The sequence below is a fragment of the Microbacterium sp. 1154 genome (assembly GCF_031455375.1).
GTDB lineage: Bacteria > Actinomycetota > Actinomycetes > Actinomycetales > Microbacteriaceae > Microbacterium.
The window spans coordinates 1,158,728-1,171,633 of sequence record NZ_JAVDSN010000001.1 but is presented as its reverse complement, the minus strand read 5'-3'; the positions used below and the strand labels follow the sequence as shown (position 1 = coordinate 1,171,633).

16 protein-coding genes are annotated in these 12,906 nt (G+C 69.7%); 9 read left to right on the top strand and 7 right to left on the bottom strand.

The window, feature by feature from the left end; genetic code table 11:
• Positions 1 to 6: 6 nt before the first annotated feature.
• The 4 genes from glmM to J2X55_RS05430 form a co-directional block, all read right to left on the bottom strand.
• On the bottom strand, positions 7 to 1,362 hold the full coding sequence (gene glmM / locus J2X55_RS05445; protein ID WP_115915873.1) for a phosphoglucosamine mutase: 1,356 nt from the start codon (positions 1,360 to 1,362) through the stop codon (positions 7 to 9).
• 14 nt (positions 1,363 to 1,376) lie between these two features.
• Positions 1,377 to 1,847, bottom strand: coding sequence for a 30S ribosomal protein S9 (gene rpsI, locus J2X55_RS05440; protein ID WP_074696481.1), 471 nt, complete (start codon positions 1,845 to 1,847; stop codon positions 1,377 to 1,379).
• 24 nt (positions 1,848 to 1,871) lie between these two features.
• A complete protein-coding gene (gene rplM / locus J2X55_RS05435; protein WP_058230950.1) occupies positions 1,872 to 2,318 on the bottom strand; it encodes a 50S ribosomal protein L13 in 447 nt (148 codons plus the stop codon).
• 335 nt (positions 2,319 to 2,653) lie between these two features.
• A complete protein-coding gene (locus tag J2X55_RS05430) occupies positions 2,654 to 3,490 on the bottom strand; it encodes an alpha/beta hydrolase (RefSeq protein ID WP_309822246.1) in 837 nt (278 codons plus the stop codon).
• Between the two features lie 141 nt (positions 3,491 to 3,631).
• Between J2X55_RS05430 and J2X55_RS05425 the strand changes: the two genes are divergently transcribed.
• Together J2X55_RS05425 and J2X55_RS05420 are read left to right on the top strand one after the other, a co-directional pair.
• Positions 3,632 to 4,114, top strand: coding sequence for a PepSY domain-containing protein (locus J2X55_RS05425; RefSeq protein WP_309822244.1), 483 nt, complete (start codon positions 3,632 to 3,634; stop codon positions 4,112 to 4,114).
• A gap of 15 nt (positions 4,115 to 4,129) precedes the next feature.
• Positions 4,130 to 5,434, top strand: coding sequence for a hemolysin family protein (locus J2X55_RS05420; protein WP_309822242.1), 1,305 nt, complete (start codon positions 4,130 to 4,132; stop codon positions 5,432 to 5,434).
• Between the two features lie 65 nt (positions 5,435 to 5,499).
• Here the strand turns inward: J2X55_RS05420 and J2X55_RS05415 are convergent, their stop codons facing one another.
• Entirely contained in the window at positions 5,500 to 5,637 is a 138-nt protein-coding gene (locus tag J2X55_RS05415) for a hypothetical protein (RefSeq protein ID WP_181906351.1), read from the bottom strand.
• A gap of 118 nt (positions 5,638 to 5,755) precedes the next feature.
• On the opposite strand from J2X55_RS05415, the gene J2X55_RS05410 reads away from it, so the two are divergent.
• The 3 genes from J2X55_RS05410 to J2X55_RS05400 all read left to right on the top strand — a co-directional run bounded on the left by J2X55_RS05410 (position 5,756) and on the right by J2X55_RS05400 (position 7,441).
• Positions 5,756 to 6,232, top strand: coding sequence for a MarR family winged helix-turn-helix transcriptional regulator (locus tag J2X55_RS05410; RefSeq protein WP_309822240.1), 477 nt, complete (start codon positions 5,756 to 5,758; stop codon positions 6,230 to 6,232).
• A gap of 31 nt (positions 6,233 to 6,263) precedes the next feature.
• Positions 6,264 to 6,683, top strand: a complete 420-nt coding sequence (locus J2X55_RS05405) for an organic hydroperoxide resistance protein (RefSeq protein WP_309822238.1) — start codon at positions 6,264 to 6,266, stop codon at positions 6,681 to 6,683.
• 110 nt (positions 6,684 to 6,793) lie between these two features.
• A complete protein-coding gene (locus tag J2X55_RS05400; RefSeq protein ID WP_115917339.1) occupies positions 6,794 to 7,441 on the top strand; it encodes a response regulator transcription factor in 648 nt (215 codons plus the stop codon).
• Positions 7,442 to 7,457: 16 nt separating this feature from the next.
• On the opposite strand, the gene J2X55_RS05395 is transcribed toward J2X55_RS05400, so the two are convergent.
• On the bottom strand, positions 7,458 to 8,528 hold the full coding sequence (locus J2X55_RS05395; protein ID WP_115915879.1) for a PIG-L family deacetylase: 1,071 nt from the start codon (positions 8,526 to 8,528) through the stop codon (positions 7,458 to 7,460).
• 251 nt (positions 8,529 to 8,779) lie between these two features.
• Here J2X55_RS05395 and J2X55_RS05390 point away from each other — a divergent pair, with 251 nt between their 5' ends.
• From J2X55_RS05390 to J2X55_RS05380, 3 genes are all read left to right on the top strand, one after another.
• Positions 8,780 to 9,061 (top strand): hypothetical protein, encoded by a 282-nt coding sequence (locus tag J2X55_RS05390; protein ID WP_309822235.1) that lies wholly within the window; start codon positions 8,780 to 8,782, stop codon positions 9,059 to 9,061.
• A 70-nt stretch (positions 9,062 to 9,131) separates the two neighbouring features.
• Positions 9,132 to 9,656 carry a YbhB/YbcL family Raf kinase inhibitor-like protein gene (locus J2X55_RS05385; RefSeq protein ID WP_309822233.1) on the top strand — a complete coding sequence of 175 codons (525 nt, stop codon included), beginning with the start codon at positions 9,132 to 9,134 and terminating at the stop codon, positions 9,654 to 9,656.
• A 10-nt stretch (positions 9,657 to 9,666) separates the two neighbouring features.
• Complete coding sequence (locus J2X55_RS05380; protein WP_115915882.1) at positions 9,667 to 9,888, top strand: three-helix bundle dimerization domain-containing protein; 222 nt, start codon at positions 9,667 to 9,669, stop codon at positions 9,886 to 9,888.
• A 24-nt stretch (positions 9,889 to 9,912) separates the two neighbouring features.
• Here the strand turns inward: J2X55_RS05380 and J2X55_RS05375 are convergent, their stop codons facing one another.
• Entirely contained in the window at positions 9,913 to 10,983 is a 1,071-nt protein-coding gene (locus J2X55_RS05375; RefSeq protein ID WP_309822229.1) for a PIG-L family deacetylase, read from the bottom strand.
• Between the two features lie 262 nt (positions 10,984 to 11,245).
• Between J2X55_RS05375 and J2X55_RS05370 the strand changes: the two genes are divergently transcribed.
• Entirely contained in the window at positions 11,246 to 12,835 is a 1,590-nt protein-coding gene (locus J2X55_RS05370; protein ID WP_396653243.1) for a sugar transferase, read from the top strand.
• Positions 12,836 to 12,906 lie beyond the last annotated feature (71 nt).

The window sequence follows — 12,906 nt, the reverse complement described above, 5'->3', positions numbered from 1 at the left end:
AGCGCGTCAAAGCGCGAGACGCTCGCGCACGACCTCGGCGAGACGCTCCGCGTGTGCGCGGGCATCTTCTTCGGAGGCCGCCTCGACCATCACGCGCACGAGCTGCTCCGTGCCCGAGGCGCGCAGCAGCACGCGACCGGAGTCGCCGAGCTCTGCCGTCGTCGCGGCGACGGCTTCTTGCACGCCCTCGTCGTCCACGCCCTCGCGATCCACACCGCGCACGTTCACGAGCACCTGCGGATAGACGGTCATGATCGAGGCGAGCTCGGCCAGCGTCTTGTCCTGCCGGGCCATCTCGGCCACGAGGTGCAGACCGGTCAGCAGGCCGTCGCCGGTGGTGGCGAACTCGCTCATGATGACGTGCCCGGACTGCTCGCCGCCGAGGGAGTAGCCGCCCTCGTTCATGGCTTCGAGAACGTAGCGGTCGCCCACGCCGGTCTGCAGGACCCGGATGCCGTGGGCTTGCATCGCGCGATGGAGTCCGAGGTTGCTCATGACCGTCGCCACGAGCGTGTCGTCGGCCAGCGCGCCGCGCTCCTTCATCGCGACCGCGAGGATCGCCATGATCTGGTCGCCGTCGACCACGTTGCCCTGCGCGTCCACGGCCAGGCAGCGGTCGGCGTCGCCGTCGTGCGCGATGCCGACGTCGGCTCCCAGGCGGACGACGGCTTCGGCGAGCACGTCGAGGTGCGTCGAGCCCACTCCGTCGTTGATGTTCAGGCCGTCGGGCTCGGCTCCGATGACCGTCACCCGAGCGCCCGCGTCCTTGAACGTCTCGGGAGACACACCGGCGGCCGCACCGTGGGCGCAGTCGAGGACGACGTGGATGCCGTCGAGCCGATGCGGCAGCGACCCGAGCAGGTGCAGGACGTACCGGTCCTCGGCGTCCGCGAAGCGACGGATGCGGCCCACTCCGGCGCCGGTGGGCTGCAGCCGGTCCCACTCGAGAGCGCTCTCGATGCGCTGCTCGACGATGTCGGGCAGCTTGGTGCCGCCACGGGCGAAGATCTTGATGCCGTTGTCGGGGGCCGGGTTGTGCGAGGCCGACACCATCACACCGAAGTCGGCGTCATGGTCGGCGATGAGGAACGCGGTGGCCGGGGTCGGGATGACACCGGCGTCGAGAACGTCGACACCGGAGGAGGCCAATCCTGCGGCGACCGCGGCCGAGAGGAACTCTCCCGAGACGCGCGGGTCGCGGGCGACGACGGCCGTGAGGCGACGGCCCTCGGCTTTGCGCGCCTCCGCAGAACGGCCCTGGCCCAGGACGACAGCGGTCGCCTGGGCCAGGTGCAGCGCGAGTTCGGCGGTGAGGAGGCCGTTGGCCAGCCCCCGCACCCCGTCCGTGCCAAAGAGAGGCATACGGAGGATCGAACTCAGCGCTTGGAGTACTGAGGCGCCTTGCGGGCCTTCTTGAGACCGGCCTTCTTGCGCTCCTTGACGCGAGCGTCGCGCGAGAGGAAGCCGGCCTTCTTGAGGGTCGGGCGGTTGTTCTCGGCGTCGATCTCGTTGAGCGCGCGGGCGATGCCCAGGCGCAGCGCGCCGGCCTGACCCGAGGGGCCACCGCCGGAGATGCGCGCGATCACGTCGTACGAGCCGGCGAGCTCGAGCACCGTGAACGGGTCGTTGATCAGCTGCTGGTGCAGCTTGTTCGGGAAGTAGTCCTCGATCGTGCGGCCGTTGACCGTGATCGTGCCCGAACCGGGAACGAGGCGCACGCGGGCGATGGCCTGCTTGCGACGGCCCACGGCTGCGCCGGGGACCGAGAGCACGGGGCGCTCGGTCGCGACGGCCGACTGCTCGGCCGGCGTCTCGGTGCTGTAGTTGCTGGAGTCGATGTTCGACACTGTTTCGTCCTTATCCGGCGGCGCTTACTGGGCGACCTGGTCGAAGGTGTATGCCGTGGGCTGCTGAGCACCGTGGGGGTGCTCGGCGCCGCGGTACACCTTGAGCTTCTTGAGCTGCGCCGCGCCGAGGCTGTTCTTGGGCAGCATGCCGCGGATGGCCTTCTCGACCGCGCGGACAGGGTTCTTCTCGAGGAGTTCGTCGTAGGTGACGGACTTGAGGCCGCCCGGGAAGCCCGAGTGGCGGTAGGCCTTCTTCTGCGTGAGCTTCTGACCCGTGAGCGCGACCTTGTCGGCGTTGATCACGATGACGAAGTCGCCGGAGTCGATGTGGTTGGCGAAGGTCGCCTTGTGCTTGCCGCGGAGGAGGACCGCCGCGTGCGAGGCCAGACGGCCGAGAACGACGTCGGTGGCGTCGATAACGACCCACTCGCGCGTGACCTCAGCGGCCTTGGGGGTGAAAGTGCGCGTCACAGTAGTGCTGCTTTCTTGATCGAACGGAGGAGTTCGTGAATCCCGCTCCGGTGGTCCGTTGCCCCGCCGATGACGGGAGAACAGGGCCGGTGGAGGGCTCACGTTCGGGCAACCCGCTCGCAGAGAGGCGGGCACCAAAGATCAAGACTACGTCATCCGGATGCCATGACCAAACGCCGGCCCTCCTCCCCGGCCCGAGCGCGCCCACCGCACACCCCGAACCGCGGACGTCCCCGCAAAAGACGGACGCCCCGCCACCGGTCGGGTGGCGGGGCGTCTCGGCATCCGTCGCGTCCTCCGCGGGTGCGGGCGAGAGAGGGACGCGCGGCGGCGGGTCAGCGCTTCAGGAAGTCGATCAGCACACGGTTGAACTCGTCGGCGTGGCTGACGTTGACACCGTGGGGCGCCCCCGCGACGACGTGCAGCTCGCTGTCGGCGATCGCCTCATGGGTGCGCTTGCCCGAACCCTCGAAGGGCACGGTCGTGTCGCTGTCACCGTGGATGACGAGGGTGGGCACCGTGACATTCGGAAGATCCTCGCGGAAGTCGGTGGTCGCGAAGGCCTCCATCGACTTCAGGGCGGCGTGGTGGTCGGCCTGATTCGCGAGACGCTCGGCCTCGGCCCGGTCGGCCTCCGAGACGGCGAGCGTGCCGTCGACGGAGAAGAAGTCGGTCGTGAACTGGTGGTAGAACGCCTTCTCGTCGTCCTTCAGCCCCTGCTTCATGCCGTCGGCGGTCGCGTCATCGAGCGGGCCCTGGGGGTTGTCGTCGGTCTTCGCGAGGTACGGAGGCACCGCGGCGGCGAAGACGACGCTGTGGATGCGGTCGGATCCGTGACGCGTGAGGTATCGAGCGACCTCTCCCCCACCCATCGAGAAACCGACGAGCGTGACGTCGCGCAGGTCGAGCGCTTCGAGCACGGCCTCCAGGTCGTTGCTGAACGTGTCGTACTCGTAGCCGGTGCGCGGCTTGTCGCTGCGCCCGAAGCCGCGACGGTCGTACGTCACGACGCGGTAGCCCGCACCCTGCAGGGCGGGGACCTGGTGCGCCCAGGACTCTCCCGAGAGGGGCCAGCCGTGGATCAGGACGACGGGGCGACCCGTGCCGCCCGTGTCGTCGACGTGGAGGTCGATGTCGGTCAGGAGTCCGTGGTGTGCAGTGATCTCGCTCATGGGGGTTATGTTTCGAGTCGAAGCTGAACGCGAGGGTGCTGTTGACGCGCGACGGTCCTGTTGGTAAGACGCGCTACGCACAGATCGCCGCTGACGCGCAACGCCTCTCCCCGGCACCGAGCTGCTGGTTAGCCTTCCCCCATGGCTCCGAGTCGCTCATCCGCCGCCGCCCTTCTGCTCGCCGCGAGCGCGCTCGCCATGGCCGGGTGCACCCCCACGACCCCGGCGGGCGACGCCGCGACCAACGATCGCGAGGCCGTCAGGGCGATCACGACGGCCGAGTCCCGCGCCGGCGGACGCGCGTTCCAGCTCGAGGCGGAAGACGGGGCGTGGGAGGTGCACGTGGCATCCGGTGACCGTGAGGTCGAGGTCCGCGTGAGTGCGGACGGCGGGGAGGTGCGCTCGTCCTCCGACAGCGGCGCCCTCGACGCCGACGACGGATCGGCGCTCGCTGCGGCCGGAACCACCCTGGCGGACGCCGTGCGCATCGCCGCGGCTCAGGGCACGGGCGGCGCCGTCGACGAAGCCGAGCTGCAGCGCGACGGCACCACGGCGACGTGGAGCATCGACCTCGCCGGCGGTGTCACCGTGCGGGTGTCGGCCGCCGACGGCAGCGTGGGCTGAGCGGACGGCGTGCCGATGAACGATCTCGTGCTGAACATCGTGCTCGTCGTGATCTTCGTTCTCATCGGCGGAGTCTTCGCCGCGACGGAGATGGCCCTGGTCACCCTTCGCGAGAGCCAGGTCAACGCGCTCGCCGCCCGCGGCCGACGGGGCCAGAAGGTTGCCGATCTGGCGCGCAACCCCAACACGTTCCTGTCGGCCGTGCAGATCGGGGTGACGGTGGCCGGGTTCGCCTCGGCCGCGTACGGCGCGTCGTCTATCGCTCCGTCCGTCACTCCCCTCTTCACGAACCTCGGCCTCGAGCAGGGAGCCGCCGCGACGGTGTCCACGATCGCGCTCACGCTCGTCATCGCGTACCTGTCGCTCGTGCTGGGCGAACTGGTTCCCAAGCGGCTTGCCATCCAGCGCAATGCCGCATTCGCCTACTCCGTGGCCCCCGTGCTGAACGGGTTCGCGAAGCTCATGCGCCCGGTGATCTGGTTGCTGTCGATCTCGACGAATCTGCTGGTGCGTCTTCTCGGCGGCGATCCGAACAAGACCGGCGAAGAACTCACCGACGAGGAGCTGCGCGACATCGTCTCGAGCCACGAAGGCCTCCCGGCCGACGAGCGACGCATCCTCGACGACGTCCTCTCTCTCCGCGACCGCCACGTCAGCGAGGTCATGCGTCCTCGACCGGAGGTCGTGACCCTCGACGCCGGCGGAACCATCGCCGACGCGTACGACCAGGTGCGCGATCTACCCTTCTCGCGCTACCCCGTGGCGGAGCAGACCATCGACGACGTCGTCGGTTTCGTCCACGTGCGCGACCTCACCGACGACCCGGAACGGGCCCTGAGCGCGGTCACGCGCGAGATCCGGTACATCCCGTCGACTGCTCGCGTGCTGCCGACGCTCACCGCGATGCGCGCCGAGGGAAGTCATATCGCCGTCGTCGTCGACGAGTACGGCGGCACCGATGGAATCGTGACCCTCGAGGATCTCGTCGAGGAGGTCGTGGGCGAGATCTTCGACGAATACGACACGGATGCCGAGCAGCCCCTGGCGGAGGGGGAGCACGGCACCGTCGAGGGGCGTCTGAACCTGCAGGACTTCGAGGAGGCGACCGGCGTCACACTCCCGCGCGGCGCGTCCGACACCGTGGCCGGGTTCGTGGTCGAGCGCTTGGGCCGCCTCGCCCACGTCGGCGACGTCGTGGAGGTCGACGGCGCGACGCTGAAGGTGAGCGCGGTCGATCGACGCCGAGTGGCGGAGTTGTCGGTGACTCGGCATCCCGTCGAAGGAACGCGCGACGGCGAGGAACGCACCGACGTTTCGTGATCCCGCGCGCCGATGCGGCGCGCACGACCCGACCGCGAGCCCCACGGCTCGCGCGTCGGTGGAGGTCAGGCGAGGTCGCCGAGCAGGGGCGCGACCGGCGCACCGAGCTCGAAGTGATGCCCGTTGATGGCGAGCAGATCCCGCTCGCCGTCGGGGAGGAACCCCGGAGGCGCGGAGGCGCTCGCGTCGCTGCGGCTGGTCATGCGCCCATGCTGCGACGTCTCATGGACGGATGTCAGGGCTTGACATCGTCTCCCCACCCCGACGGAACCGCACCATCGATAGGTTGTGCACAATTTAGTTGTGTGCAATAGTTCTCTCATGCCCGCAGTCGACCAGCTCGTGTGCTTCGCGCTCTACGCCGCCAATCGCACAACGACGCAGGCGTACCGCGCGCTCCTCGAACCGTGGAATCTCACCTACCCGCAGTACATCGCCCTGGTGACCCTGTGGAACGACGGCGAACAGACCGTCGGCAGCCTCGGCGAGGCTCTGCAGCTCGACTCCGGCACACTCTCGCCCATGCTCGCCCGCATGGAGAACGCGGGCTACCTCACCCGCACACGCCGCGCCGACGACGAGCGCGTGGTCACCGTCGCGCTCACCGATCGCGGCACCGCGCTTCGTGCCGAACTGGCCCACGTCCCGCGGTGCATCGTCGCGGGTTCCGGCTTCGCCGACGCCGCCAGCGCCCGCGAGCTGATCGACGCCCTGCACCAGCTGACCGAGGCCATGAAAGACCTGCGCGACCATCCCGACGACGCGCGCGCCGCCGACGCGGCGCGCACCAGGGCCTGACTGTCGCACCCACCCCCAGAAAGGAACACCAATGGACGTTCTCTACACCGCCGAAGCCGTCTCCACCGGCCAGGGCCGCCTCGGTCACGTGACCGCCGGCACCTACCTCGACCTCGACGTCGCACCCCCCAAGGAGCTCGGCGGCTCCGGCGCCGGCACCAACCCCGAGCAGCTGTTCGCCGCCGGGTACGCCGCCTGCTTCCACAGCGCCCTGCACTCCGTCGCTCGCGGGCACAAGGTCAAGATCGAGGACTCCTCGGTCGGCGGCCGCGTCCACATCGGCCCCAACGGTCAGGGCGGCTACCAGCTCGCCGTGCTGCTCGAGGTCGTCCTGCCCGGCATCGAGCACGACCTCGCCCAGCAGCTCGCCGACGAGGCCCACCAGGTGTGCCCGTATTCCAACGCGACGCGCGGCAACATCGAGGTCACCGTCACGGTCTCCGAGGACTGACCTCCCCCTGAACCCCGGGGCGAGGCGCTGAGCCCCACGTATCGTGCCTCGTCCCGGCCTGCCGCCCCCTCACCGGGGCGGCTTCGTCGTCTCGGCGTACAGTGACACTCGTGATCCGGGTGGTTGTCGTCGACGATGAGGCCCTCGTCCGTTCCGGCTTCGCCTTCATCCTGAACGCAGCCGACGACATCGAGGTGGTCGCCGCCGTCGACGGACCCGATGCCCTCGCCGCCATCCGAGCGCTCCGCCCCGACGTCGTCCTCCTCGACATCCGGATGCCGGGACTCAGCGGCCTCGACATCCTCGCCGCCCTCCGGGACGAGGCGGAACGACCGGTGGTCGGCATCCTGACCACGTTCGCGTCCGACGAGTCCATCACTCGGGCCCTGCGCGACGGCGCTTCGGGCTTCCTCGTGAAGGACACCGATCCCGCCCACCTCGCAGCGATGGTCCGTTCTCTGTCGGCGGGCGGAGTGGTGCTGTCGCCGGAGGTCTGCCGCTCCCTCGTCGACGGCTTCGCGGGGAGACCCGACCTCGACGCCGCGCGTCGTGTCGCCCTCCTGACCGGGCGCGAGCGCGACGTGCTCGGGTGCCTGCCGACGGGCGACTCGAACGCCGAGATCGGCCGCCGACTGCACCTCAGTTCCGCGACGGTCAAAGATCACGTGAGCTCGATCCTGAGCAAGCTGTCGGTGTCGTCGCGCGTCGAGGCCGCTCTCATCGCGGAACGCGCCAGCTCGCCGACCGATCGACGATGATGGCCGAAGGCGCGACTCAGGTGAGCCGGAGCTCGCCCTCACTCTTGCCGTACGAGCGCCGCAGCCACTGACCGAAGCCGGGCTGCGCGAGGCAGGCGGCCGCGGTTTCGCACGTGACGACGGGGTCCTGCGCCGCGTAGGTCGCGTAGACGTCCACCTTCGCGTCCAGGGTCTCCCCCTCGACGTTCACCGGCTCGTGCTGCGAGGGATACCCGATGTAGTACATGACGGCCTCGGGTGCGATCCCGACGACGGGCGCCACGGCCCGGACGAGCGAACCGACGCAGGAGTGGTCGGGGTGGTCGCCTCGCGCGAACGCGCTCTCGTGGGGGATGTTCGTCGTGATGTGGTCGGGGCGGCCGGCGTGGATCAGTTCGGCGACGGTCTCCGAGAGACGACGGGCGTCGAGCGTCGGGCCGTCGTCGATCGGCGCGAGGGCGGGCACCGTGCCGTTGATGAGCTGAGTCAGACCCGCCTCGCCCGTCGTCGCGAAACCCTTCCCACTGAGGTTCCCGTCCGGGAGCCGGAGCACGGTGATCGACAGCCGCGCGTCGTCCGAGGGCACGAAGCGGGTGACCCGAGCGCCGCTGTGGAGCGTGAGCTGGGTGGTGTTCCACGGCTCGGTGCTGCCGCGCATCTCGTCGTATGCGGCACGGATGCCGGCCTCTCGCTGTTGCGCGTAGGCGAGGCCCCGTCCGGCGTCGCCGGCGGTCACGAACACCGTGCGCAGCGTCGCCCCCGAGCCGATGATTGCCGCGAGGTGGGGGTTGGCGAAGATGATGTCGTCGTCGGCGTGAGCCCAGATCGCCACCGTGGTGTCGTCGCCGGGCTCCTCGAAGGCGGGAGACATCGCGCGAGGGGATGCGTCGGGAACCGGCACGATGGGACTGAGCTTGACCCAGGTACCTTCGGGGGGCGCGGAGCGCCGGATCTGGCGATAGACGAGAGCGCCCCCACCGATCGCGGCGAGGCCGCCGATACCCACCCCGCCGAGGATCAGGGCTCTGCGGGTCAGGCCCGCGCGACGCGGCGTCGCCGATTCGTCGGGTGCCTGATCGGCACCCGAAGGCTCGTCGATGTCACTCACGGCGACTCCGTCCTGTACTTCGCCCCCCGGCGACGGATTGCGGGTTCCCCCTCGCCCTCGGGCGCCCTTCGACGGTATCGCGGCGATGGCGCTTTCCGAATTCGAAACCCCACAGTCCCGCCACCCGGCGGGGTGGATGAAACCGATCGGCGGATCACGCTCCCACGCCGCGCCGGCGCCGACGAGCGTCACGCACCGGACGCATCGCCGATGCTCAGCGCGCACCTAGAGAAGCTGACCACACTCCCCGTATGCAGACGTCCACACCGCCGCGGTCACTGTCGCCCGTAGCCCTGCGCATCCGCGCCGTCCTCAACGAGTGGGATCCCATCGGGGTCCACCACATCGGCCAGGGATGGCCCGACGACGAATACGACGACTTGATCCTGCCCATCCTCGACGCCCTCGACGCACAGCCCTCTGTCGACGAGCTCGCCGCCGAACTGCGCACCATCGTCGAGAACGACTACGGCCTCCCCGCGCCCGAGGGGTGCACAGAGACCGCGCACTCACTCCTTCGCCTCGACCGCTGACCGATATCCCCCACCGAGATCGGACGCAAGCCCTGCCGTTCGGTCACCCCGTCGACCTAACGTGCCGTCCATGGCCGATCTCTCCCGCCCGCAGGCGCCCGATCCGTACCCGCTCCTCCCGTCCGTCCCGTCCTTCGACGTGGTCAGCGACGACGTCACCGACGGACAGCCGCTCTCGGACGACCAGGTCGCCGACAAGGGCAACACGTCGCCCCATCTCTCCTGGTCGAACGTTCCGGAGGGCACGAAGTCGTTCGTGATCACGGGCTTCGACCCCGACGCCCCCACCCCGAGCGGCTTCTGGCACTGGGTGCTCGTCGACGTCCCGGCGGACGTCCGCGAGCTCGCATCCGGCGCTGCCGCCGGCTCCCTGCCGGGTCACTCCCTCCACGTCCGCAACGACGGCGGAGAGGCGGGGTTCCTCGGCGCGGCGCCCCCGCAGGGGGATCAGCCTCATCGGTACTTCTTCGTCGTCCACGCGGTGAGCGAGTCCTCGCTCGGTGTCGACGCCGACGCCTCCCCCGCTGTCGTGTCGTTCAACCTGGCGTTCAAGACGCTCGGACGGGCGATCCTCCACGGCACCTACCAGCACTGAGGATCGGACCATGACGACGCGCAACGAGGGATTCGACAAGGACGAGACGATCGCCGGGGTCGAGGAGCGCGTGCAGGCGCGCTTTCCCGAAGCGGAGCCGGGTGTCGTGCACGAAGAGGCCGTGGTCGCGGTCGACAAGTACGCCGACGCGCCGGTGAAGGACTTCGTCGACATCATCGCCGAGCGCGAAGCCCGGGCCGCCGTCGAAGAGTCGCTCTCGGGAGACTCCTGAGGCCGCCAAGAGCGGTCGCGGGGCTCACCCCATCTGCAGCTCGGCCTCGGTCTTGGGGTACGACCGCTGGAGCCACTCGCCGAACTTGCGGGTCTGAAGGCAGGCGCTGCGGTCGGCGCAGCGGATCACCTGATCCTGCTGCGTATAGATGCGATATGTGTCGACCTTGGAGTCGAGCACCGCTCCCGTGAGATTGCGGGGCAGGTTCTCGGAGGGGTACCCCACGAAGTACCGGATGCCGGGCCCGACGGACGCGTCCGATGTCAGCGCATCGCGGATGAGGGTCCCGACGACCGAGTGGTCGGGGTGGTCGCCGGGCGCGAAGGCACTGCCCCGGGGGATGTGGGTGAGGGTGCTCTCCGGTGCGAACGCGGACGCCAGCTCTCGGACCGATCTCACGAGCTGATCCCGGGTCACCGCCGGCCCGCCGTCGACCGGGGCAAGCGAGGCCCCGGTTCCGTCGTAGAGCCTGCTGAGGGTCGCGTGCGCGGTGAGGTCGAAGCCGGCACCCGTGATGTTGCCGTCCGGCAGACGCAGATACAGCACCGACAGACGCGGGTCGTCCTTCGGCGTCAGCCGTCGGGCGTGCACGCCGGTCGTGAGCGTGAGCTCCGTGGCATCCCATTCGCCGTCTGTACCGCGCATGGCGTTGTAGGCGCGCAGGATGCCGAGCTCCCGCGCCCGCACGTAGTCCATCCCCTTGCCCGCATCGCCCGCCGTGACGAACACCGTGCGCACGCACCGCCCGGCCGCGATCGCATCCGAGATGGTGGGGTTGGCGAAGATGATGTCGTCGTCGGGATGCGCCCAGACCGTCATCAGGGTCGACGACCCCTCGCACCCCTGGGCGGCCGGCGAGACCGGCGGCGCCGGGGGCGGAGTGGGGGTCGGACTCGATGTCGCCGACGGTATGGGAGCGGATGTGGGCGGCTCGGGGGTCGGCACGGGCGACGAGGTCGCCGCGGGCTCGGGGCGGAGCAGCGCAAAGGCGAAGACGCCGGCGACGGCGGCGACCACCAGGGCGGCGATCGCGATCGACACGATCAGACCGACCTCCACGCGCCGAGGGGCACGCGGCGACGAGGCGTGAGACATCGGAACCTTTCGTGCGGGCGGGCGGTGACGACCCCGCCGAGCGGCACGATCTCGAGGCAGCCGGGAGCAGCTGATCCGCGCCCGAGTGTAGGGGACCGCCCCCGCACCGACCAATCCGCCGCCGGTCGGTGCGCGCGCGGACAGCGGACGTCGACGTTTCCCGCGGATGACAAGAAAAGCAGGGTGAGTTGACGGGTGAATTTTGCCTGTTACTGTTCGCGGGAGGGTTCCCACGCGCGCGTGGGGAAGGGAAGGGGCGCACATGGCGATGTCCGGCCTGCGTCCTGGCGCGTCGTCATCCGACGCCGAGCCGAAGGAGACCGCCCCCGTCGTGGACCAGACGGCGTCCGAGAGGTCCGAGTCACCCATGACACCGGTGCCGTCCCCCGGCTCCACGCCGCCCGCGCACGTCCGCGATCCGTGGCGGGGACGATACCGACGCAACCTCGTGCTGACCGACTTCGCCGCCCTCGTGTGGGTCGTCTACGGCACCCAGCTCCTCTGGTTCGGGCTGGGCAACGCGCAGCTCGCCGCGGGCCGTGACAGCCGCATCAGCGACCTGTCGTACTGGGCCTTCTCGGCGATCCTCATCGTCACCTGGATGTGGGCCCTCGCCTTCGTCGAATCGCGCAGCGACCGCGTGATCGGCACCGGTTCGGCGGAGTACGTCCGGATCGCCGACGCGAGCTTCCGACTCTTCGGAACCGTGGCCATCGTCGCCTTCCTCACCCAGATCGACCTCGCGCGGGGCTACCTCCTGGTGAGCCTGCCACTCGGCATCCTGGTCCTCTGCTTCACCCGATGGATGTGGCGGCAGTGGCTGGTGGTGCAGCGTTCACGCGGTCGGTACTCCGCCCACGTGCTCCTGGTCGGGTCGCTGCCCTCCGTGACGCAGCTCGCTCGCGAGTTCGCGCGCAGCCCCAGTGCCGGTTACCGCGTCGTCGGCGCCTGCGTGCCGAATGGGAAGACCGCCGACACCATCCCCGGCACCACGATCCCGGTGATGGGCCACGTCGGTGACGTGACGAGGGCACTGCAGGCCACCGGCGCCGACACGGTCGCCATCACCAGCGCCGACGAACTCCCCGCCGAGAAGGTCAAGCAGATCTCGTGGAGTCTCGAGGCCGGCCGCCAGCACCTCGTCCTGGCGCCCAGCATCGTCGACATCGCCGGTCCGCGCCTGCACACCAGGCCCGTCGCCGGACTGCCCCTGATCCACGTGGAGACGCCGAAATTCTCCCGCGGACAGAGCTTCCTGAAGAGATCCGTCGACCTCATCGCGGCGAGCGTCGGTGTCGTGCTCCTCAGCCCGGTCCTGCTGTCCTTGATGATCGCGGTGCGCCTGTCGAGTGAGGGACCGGTCCTGTTCCGTCAGACCCGTGTGGGCTTCCGCGGCCGCGAGTTCACCATGTACAAATTCCGTTCCATGGTCGTCAACGCCGAGGAGCTGCGCGCGCAGCTGGCCGCACAGCAACGCGACTCGGGCAACGAAGTGCTGTTCAAGATGAAGAACGATCCCCGGGTCACGCCGATCGGCCGCGTCATGCGAAAATTCAGCCTCGACGAACTCCCCCAGCTCTTCAACGTGATCGGCGGCTCGATGTCCCTCGTCGGGCCACGACCGCCCCTTCCGTCGGAGGTGGCCGTCTACGCCGACCACGTCCATCGACGCTTCCTCGCCAAGCCCGGCATCACCGGACTGTGGCAGGTCAGCGGCCGCTCCTCCCTCTCCTGGGAGGATTCGGTACGGCTCGACCTGTCCTACGTGGAAAACTGGACGCTGCTGGGCGATTTCGTCATCCTCGGCAAGACGGCCCGCGCGGCGCTCGCCCCCGGCGAGACCGCCGCGTGACGCCCCGCCCACTGCGCCGCAGTGGTCACCGCCGGACCGGTCCGACCGCCGTCCGGAGATCTGAGAGGCTT

Bases quoted from the DNA above. Each gene is read 5' to 3' on its own strand.
- J2X55_RS05390 (WP_309822235.1), top strand. From the start codon at position 8,780: ATGCAGACGTCCACACCGCCGCGGTCACTGTCGCCCGTAGCCCTGCGC.
- glmM (WP_115915873.1), bottom strand. From the start codon at position 1,362: ATGCCTCTCTTTGGCACGGACGGGGTGCGGGGGCTGGCCAACGGCCTC.
- J2X55_RS05410 (WP_309822240.1), top strand. From the start codon at position 5,756: ATGCCCGCAGTCGACCAGCTCGTGTGCTTCGCGCTCTACGCCGCCAAT.
- J2X55_RS05375 (WP_309822229.1), bottom strand. From the start codon at position 10,983: ATGTCTCACGCCTCGTCGCCGCGTGCCCCTCGGCGCGTGGAGGTCGGT.
- J2X55_RS05380 (WP_115915882.1), top strand. From the start codon at position 9,667: ATGACGACGCGCAACGAGGGATTCGACAAGGACGAGACGATCGCCGGG.
- J2X55_RS05370 (WP_396653243.1), top strand. From the start codon at position 11,246: ATGGCGATGTCCGGCCTGCGTCCTGGCGCGTCGTCATCCGACGCCGAG.
- J2X55_RS05415 (WP_181906351.1), bottom strand. From the start codon at position 5,637: ATGACCAGCCGCAGCGACGCGAGCGCCTCCGCGCCTCCGGGGTTCCTC.
- J2X55_RS05405 (WP_309822238.1), top strand. From the start codon at position 6,264: ATGGACGTTCTCTACACCGCCGAAGCCGTCTCCACCGGCCAGGGCCGC.
- J2X55_RS05420 (WP_309822242.1), top strand. From the start codon at position 4,130: ATGAACGATCTCGTGCTGAACATCGTGCTCGTCGTGATCTTCGTTCTC.
- J2X55_RS05385 (WP_309822233.1), top strand. From the start codon at position 9,132: ATGGCCGATCTCTCCCGCCCGCAGGCGCCCGATCCGTACCCGCTCCTC.
- J2X55_RS05425 (WP_309822244.1), top strand. From the start codon at position 3,632: ATGGCTCCGAGTCGCTCATCCGCCGCCGCCCTTCTGCTCGCCGCGAGC.
- J2X55_RS05430 (WP_309822246.1), bottom strand. From the start codon at position 3,490: ATGAGCGAGATCACTGCACACCACGGACTCCTGACCGACATCGACCTC.